This window comes from Pseudomonas sp. NBRC 111127 (assembly GCF_001320345.1).
In the GTDB taxonomy this organism is placed as follows: domain Bacteria; phylum Pseudomonadota; class Gammaproteobacteria; order Pseudomonadales; family Pseudomonadaceae; genus Aquipseudomonas; species Aquipseudomonas juntendi.
Map to the genome: position 1 here is coordinate 1 of NZ_BCBD01000226.1, position 6541 is coordinate 6541.

At 62.1% G+C, this 6541-nt stretch carries 6 protein-coding genes; 4 read left to right on the top strand and 2 right to left on the bottom strand.

Translation table 11 applies throughout. The features are described from left to right. Together betT and epsC are read right to left on the bottom strand one after the other, a co-directional pair. The coding region (gene betT / locus APH30_RS25565) for a choline transporter BetT (RefSeq protein ID WP_177333798.1) at positions 1 to 1497 on the bottom strand (1497 nt) is incomplete at its 3' end. 330 nt (positions 1498 to 1827) lie between these two features. After that, the gene (gene epsC, locus APH30_RS25570; protein ID WP_054914108.1) at positions 1828 to 2760 is read right to left on the bottom strand and encodes a serine O-acetyltransferase EpsC; all 933 of its coding nucleotides are present in this window, start codon (positions 2758 to 2760) and stop codon (positions 1828 to 1830) included. 307 nt (positions 2761 to 3067) lie between these two features. Between epsC and tcyJ the strand changes: the two genes are divergently transcribed. From tcyJ to APH30_RS25590, 4 genes are all read left to right on the top strand, one after another. Continuing rightward, positions 3068 to 3862, top strand: a complete 795-nt coding sequence (tcyJ, locus tag APH30_RS25575) for a cystine ABC transporter substrate-binding protein (RefSeq protein ID WP_054914109.1) — start codon at positions 3068 to 3070, stop codon at positions 3860 to 3862. Next, entirely contained in the window at positions 3859 to 4527 is a 669-nt protein-coding gene (gene tcyL, locus APH30_RS25580; RefSeq protein WP_054914110.1) for a cystine ABC transporter permease, read from the top strand. The genes tcyJ and tcyL overlap by 4 nt, the downstream gene beginning before the upstream one ends. Positions 4528 to 4529: 2 nt before the next feature. Further along, positions 4530 to 5288: an L-cystine ABC transporter ATP-binding protein TcyN gene (gene tcyN / locus APH30_RS25585; protein WP_054914111.1), complete on the top strand. Its 759-nt coding sequence runs from the start codon at positions 4530 to 4532 to the stop codon at positions 5286 to 5288. A 300-nt stretch (positions 5289 to 5588) separates the two neighbouring features. Further along, the coding region (locus tag APH30_RS25590) for an SfnB family sulfur acquisition oxidoreductase (RefSeq protein ID WP_054914112.1) at positions 5589 to 6541 on the top strand (953 nt) is incomplete at its 3' end.

The window sequence follows — 6541 nt, forward strand, 5'->3', positions numbered from 1 at the left end:
TTGCGCGATCTGCCGTTGCGACTCCAGGTAGAAGGCCTTGTGCAACCCCCACATCATGCACAGCAAGATCAACGAGAAGGGCAGCGAGGTCAGTACCACCGCCGACTTCAGCGAATCGATGCTGCCCGCGAACAGCAGCGCACTGGTGACCAGCGCGGTCATCGCGCCCCAGAAAATGCGCAGCCAGTTCGGCCCGTCCTCATCGGCATCCCCACCGGTGGCCGACAAGGTCGACAGCACCACGGTGCCAGAGTCGGCCGAGGTGACGAAGAACACGAAACTGATGAACACCGTGGTGGCGATCACCACCTTGCTCCAGGGGTAGGTTTCCAGCAGCAGGTACAGGCTCATGGAGGGGTCGTCCAAAGCCGACTGGCCCAGCGCGGTCATGCCGTGGTTGATGACCTGGTCCAGGGCACTGTTGCCGAAGATCGACATCCACGCCAGGGTGAAGCCCAGCGGGATCAGCAGCACGCCAAAGACGAACTCGCGGATGGTACGGCCGCGGGAAATGCGCGCAATGAACAAGCCCACGAACGGCGCCCAGGCAATCCACCAGGCCCAGTAGAACACTGTCCAGCCACCCAGCCAGTCGCGGTTCTCACCGTAGGCATACACGTCGAAGCTCTTGCGCGGCAAGGCGCCCAGGTAATCGCCAAGGTTCTGGATGAGGGTGTTGAACAGGTGCTGGGTAGGCCCGGCGAACAGCACGAACAGCAGCAATGCGCAGGCCAGGAACAGGTTGATGTCGCTCATTACCCGCACGCCCTTCTCTACCCCGGCAACGGCTACGGCCACTGCCGCGCCCATCATCAGGGTGATGAGGATCACCTGCACCCACTGGCTGTGGCTGATGCCGAACAGGTAATCCAGGCCGGCGTTCAGGTGCAGCACGCCAAAGCCCATGTCGGCGCCCAGGCCGAACACGGTGGCGATGATGCCGAAGCCGTCCACCGCATAACCGATCGGCCCGTTGATGCGCTTGCCGATCAGCGGGTACAGCGCCGAACGCAGCGCCAGCGGCAGGTTATGGCGGTAGGCGAAGTAGGCCAGCGCCATGCCGACGAAGGCGAACACGCCCCAACCATGCAACCCCCAGTGCAGGAACAGGATCTGCATGGCCTGGCGCCCGGCCTCGGCAGTGCCCGCTTCGCCCTGGGGCGGCTGCAGCATATGGGTCAGCGGTTCGGACACACAGAAGAAGAACAACGTAATGCTGATGCCAGCCGCAAACAGCATGCCGGCCCATGACAGGTAACTGAACTCGGGCTCGTCGTGGTCGGCACCGAGCTTGATCTTGCCGTAGCCGGACAAGGCGGTGACCACCACGAAGACCAGGTACAGCGTCATTGCCAACATGTAGTACCAGCCGACCGTATTGGCCGCCCAGTTCTGCGCCGCCAGCAACCAGTCGCCTGCGGTTTGCGGGTTGGAGATGACCACCAGGCCGAAGATAAGGATGAAGCTTGCCGCAAAGTAGAACACCGGCGGGTTCATGCGGATCTTGCTGTTGGAAAGGGATGGGGTCGGTGCACTCATGGGGCAGGCACCTCGTCAAAAGACGTGAGGTTCGGAATGAACGGGTTCAGCAAAGGAATCCTCCTGTTGAACACCGGCAGCGGACCAGCGTTTTTTCATTGAACAAGCGTTCAAGTTAAACATGGATCGGTGTTCAATGCGAATTGGGGCGCCGACTGGCGCGCTTCTGGCCCGGCCTTTTCGCGGGTGAACCCGCGCCTGGCGCGCACATCGGTCGCTCGCTGTGCGGTCCTTGTAGGAGCGCGTTTCACCTTGAAAAGTGCCGGTGCACGCCAGGCAAATTTCAGGTCAATCCTTGTCCTGGCAATCCAGCTGCAAGTTGGCCTGGGTGATGTTGCTGTCGGCTGGCACACTGCGGGTCAGCCACACGTTGCCGCCAATGGTCGAGCCTTTACCGATGGTGATGCGCCCCAGTACCGTGGCGCCGGCATAGATCACCACATCGTCTTCGACGATTGGGTGGCGGGGCAGGCCTTTGTGCAAGGTGCCCGACTCGTCGCTTGGGAAACGCTTGGCGCCAAGGGTCACAGCCTGGTAGATACGCACGCGCTCGCCGATGATCGCGGTTTCGCCGATGACCACCCCCGTACCGTGGTCGATGAAGAAACTCGGCCCGATCTGCGCGCCAGGGTGAATGTCGATACCGGTGGCTGAATGCGCCAGTTCCGAACTGATGCGCGCCAGCAGTGGCAGGCCTGCCCGGTACAGATGGTGCGCCAGGCGGTGGTGGATGATCGCCAGCACGCCGGGGTAGCACAGCAGCACCTCATCGACGCTACGGGCCGCCGGGTCGCCGTGGTAGGCAGCCAGTACATCGGTGTCGAGCAACACCCGCAGCGCTGGCAAGGCTGCCGCGAAATCCTGTACCAGCCTCAGCGCGTGAGCATCCACACCGGCCAGCTCGGCCTGGCTTTGCCGGGCGGCGTAACGCAGCTCCAGTCGGGCCTGGGCCAGCAAGGCGGTCAGGGCAGCATCAAGGGTGTGGCCCACGTAGAAATCTTCACTTTCTTCGCGCAGGTCGACCGGGCCCAGGCGCATAGGGAACAGCGCACCACAGAGTTGCTCGAGGATCTGCCGCATCGCCTCGCGCGACGGCAGCTCGCGGCCACCCTGCTCGCCGCTGCTGCGGCCATTGCGGGTGCGCCACTGTTCACGCGCGCCGCGCAGGCCGGTTACGATGCTCTGCAACTGCCAGCGCCCGGATAATGGTTGTTCGCTCACGGTTTTCTCCTGCCGTATAGGCCATCGGGTTGTTTCGCCATGCCCGCGAAAGGGCCGGGCGTGCCTGCGTGCAATCCACTCTACGGCAAATCCGCCTCTTGGAAAAAACTACGCTTTATTCCATCCTGCGCCATGTCGGGCACACCCTGCGGTGACGGCGCAGGCAACCTCGCCTACCCTCAAAGCAACCACGCTCCGATAAAGAACAAAATGGAAATAACAAAATAATTTTTTATTATTTCCGGGCCTAAACAGCCAGCTCTATAGTCGCCAACCTCTCCCTACACAACACGCGCGGGGCTCTGCCATGTCGAAGTTCGCCAAACCGCTACTCAATGCCAGCCTGGCCCTTGTGCTGGGTGCTGGTCTGCTCGGCCAGGCCTTCGCCGGCGAAGAGCTGAAAACCATTCAGGAAAAAGGCGTGATCAACGTCGGCCTCGAAGGCACCTACCCGCCGTTCAGCTTTCAGGATGAAAACGGCAAGCTGACCGGTTTTGAAGTCGAGCTCTCCGAACTGCTGGCCAAAGAGCTGGGGGTCAAGGCCAAGATCCAGCCAACCAAGTGGGACGGTATTCTCGCCGCGCTGGAGTCCAAACGGCTGGACATCGTGGTCAACCAGGTGACCATTTCGGAAGAACGCAAGAAGAAGTATGACTTCTCCGAGCCTTACACCATCTCCGGCATCCAGGCGCTGATTCTCAAGAAGAAGGCCGAGCAGCTGAATATCAATGGTGCACAGGATCTGGCCGGCAAAAAAGTCGGCGTGGGTCTGGGCACCAACTACGAACAGTGGGTGAAACAAGACGTACCGAAAGCCGAGGTGCGCACTTATGAAGACGACCCGAGCAAATTCGCCGACCTGCGCAACGGCCGCATCGACGCCATCCTGATCGACCGCCTGGCGGCGCTGGAATACGCGCAAAAAGCCAAGGACACCGAACTGGCCGGCCCTGCCTTCTCGCGCCTGGAAAGCGGCGTGGCTCTGCGCAAGGGCGAGCCTGAACTGTTGGCGGCCATCAACAAGGCCATCGACAAGCTCAAGGCTGACGGCACGCTGGCCAAGCTGTCGGAAAAATATTTCGGTGCCGATGTCACTAAATGATCGCTGAAAGCCTGCAACTCGTAGCCGACTCCGCGCCCTTCCTGCTCAAGGGCGCGGGTTACACCGTACTGCTCAGCGTGGGCGGCATGTTCTTCGGCCTGGTGCTGGGCTTTGCCCTGGCGCTGATGCGGCTGTCGAAGATATTGCCGCTCAACTGGCTGGCGCGGATCTATGTGTCGTTCTTTCGCGGCACGCCGCTGCTGGTGCAACTGTTCGTGATCTATTTCGGCATGCCGCAGATCGGGATCGAACTCGACCCCATCCCGGCCTCGCTGATTGGCCTGTCGCTGAACATGGCGGCTTACATCTGCGAAATCCTGCGCGCGGCGATTTCATCGATTGACCGTGGCCAATGGGAAGCTGCGGCCAGCATCGGCATGACCCGGGTGCAGGCCATGCGCCGGGCGATCCTGCCCCAGGCCCTGCGCACCGCCCTGCCACCGCTGGGCAACAGCTTCATTTCGCTGGTCAAGGACACCGCCCTGGCAGCCACCATCCAGGTACCCGAGCTGTTCCGCCAGGCGCAGCTGATTACTGCGCGCACCTTCGAAGTGTTCACCATGTACGTGGCGGTAGCGGTTATCTACTGGGTGCTGTGCAGCATCCTCGCGCACTTCCAGAACCGTATGGAAGCGCGGGTCAATCAGCATGACCAGGAGCATTGAGCATGATTGAAGTCAAAGGCCTGACCAAGCGGTTCAAGGGCCAGACCGTGCTCAACGGCATTGACCTGACCGTACAGCCCGGCGAGGTGGTGGCCATCATCGGCCCCAGCGGCTCGGGCAAGACCACCTTCCTGCGCTGCCTGAACCTGCTGGAAACGCCCGACGCCGGGCAGATCCAGATCGGCGCCATCAGCATCGATGCCAACCGCCCACTGGGGGGGCAGCAAAGTGCGATCCGCCGGTTGCGCCAGCAGGCCGGGTTCGTGTTCCAGAACTTCAACCTGTTCCCGCACCGCACAGCCTTGGAAAACGTGATCGAGGGGCCGGTGATCGTCAAGAAAACCCCGCGCGAACAGGCTGTCGAACTGGGCCGCCGCTTGCTGGCCAAGGTTGGCCTGGCGGGCAAGGAAGATGCCTACCCGCGGCGCCTGTCCGGTGGCCAGCAGCAGCGGGTGGCCATCGCCCGCGCCTTGGCCATGGAGCCCGAGGTGATTCTGTTCGACGAGCCGACCTCGGCGCTGGACCCGGAACTGGTGGGTGAAGTGCTGGCGACCATTCGCGGCCTGGCCGAGGAAAGGCGCACCATGGTCATCGTCACCCACGAAATGAGCTTCGCCCGGGACGTGGCTAACCGGGTGATCTTCTTCGACAAAGGCGTGATCGTGGAGCAAGGCGAGGCCAAAGCGCTGTTTGCGGCGCCGAAGGAAGAGCGTACCCGGCAGTTCTTGCGCAAGTTCCTTGGGACTGCTGCTTCCGAGTAGGCCTGCTCTGGGCCCTTCGCGGGCTCGCCCGATCCCACAGGGTTAACGCTGTGGGAGCGGGTTCATCCGCGAAGAGGTCGGCGTAGCCGCGGAAATCTCTCCTTCTATATATATTCCAAAGAGTTAGTTCATTAAATTTTTATAAAGCATTAGGGTATATCAACCGGACCACCGGACCAGCACACGTTCGCCGCGACCAGCTGTAGCGGCTTTACTTTTCGCGAGGTCAGGAATGGTCAGCATCACAATTTCCCCAGTGCGTAACGCCAGGGCATTGAGTACAGCCAAGGAGCGGTACTGATGTCCAGCCAACCCAACAGCCTATTACACAGCGATCTCGACAGCGCTCCCCCGTTGCTGCCAGCCAAGGTGTTGCGCAACGACGCCGAAGCCTTGCAAGCGGCACGCGAAATGGCCGAGGTCGCCCGCGAGCATGCCGCCCGCCGCGACCAGCAACGCAAGCTGCCATGGGCCGAGGTCGAGCTGTTCACCCGCAGCGGGCTGGGTAGCATCAGCGTACCCAAGGCCCACGGTGGCCCCGATGTTTCGTTCGCCACCATCGCCGAAGTGTTCCGCCTGATCAGCGCCGCCGACCCGGCCCTGGGGCAGATCCCGCAGAACCAGTTCGGCATCCTGCAATTGCTGCGCCTGACGGCAAGCGAAGCGCAACAGGCGTTTGTTTTCCGCAGCGTGCTCGAAGGCTGGCGCATCGGCAATGCTGGGCCCGAGCGCGGCACCAAGGACACCCTCACGCTCACCGCGCGTATCACCCGCAACGGCGACGGTTATCGCATCAGTGGCGAGAAGTTCTATTCCACCGGCGCCCTGTTCGCCCATTGGGTGGCGGTCAAAGCCCTGGACGACGACGGCCGTCAGCGCCTGGCGTTCGTACGTAGAGGCAGCCCGGGGTTGCGCATCGTCGATGACTGGTCCGGGTTTGGCCAGCGCACCACCGCCAGCGGCACGGTACTGCTGGACCAGGTGCCGGTGGAGGCGGCGCTGGTGATCGACAACTGGCGCCAGCGCGATATACCCAATACCCAGGGCGCGGTCTCGCAGTTGATCCAGGCAGCAATCGATGCAGGTATCGCTGAAGCGGCCATCGAAGATGCGATCAAGTTCGTTCGCGAGAAGTCGCGGCCTTGGGTCGACGCCAATGTCGAGCGCGCCAGCGACGATCCTTACGTGATCGCTGACGTCGGTCGCCTGAAGCTTGAACTGCATGCGGCGCAAGCGTTGCTGCGCAAGGCCGC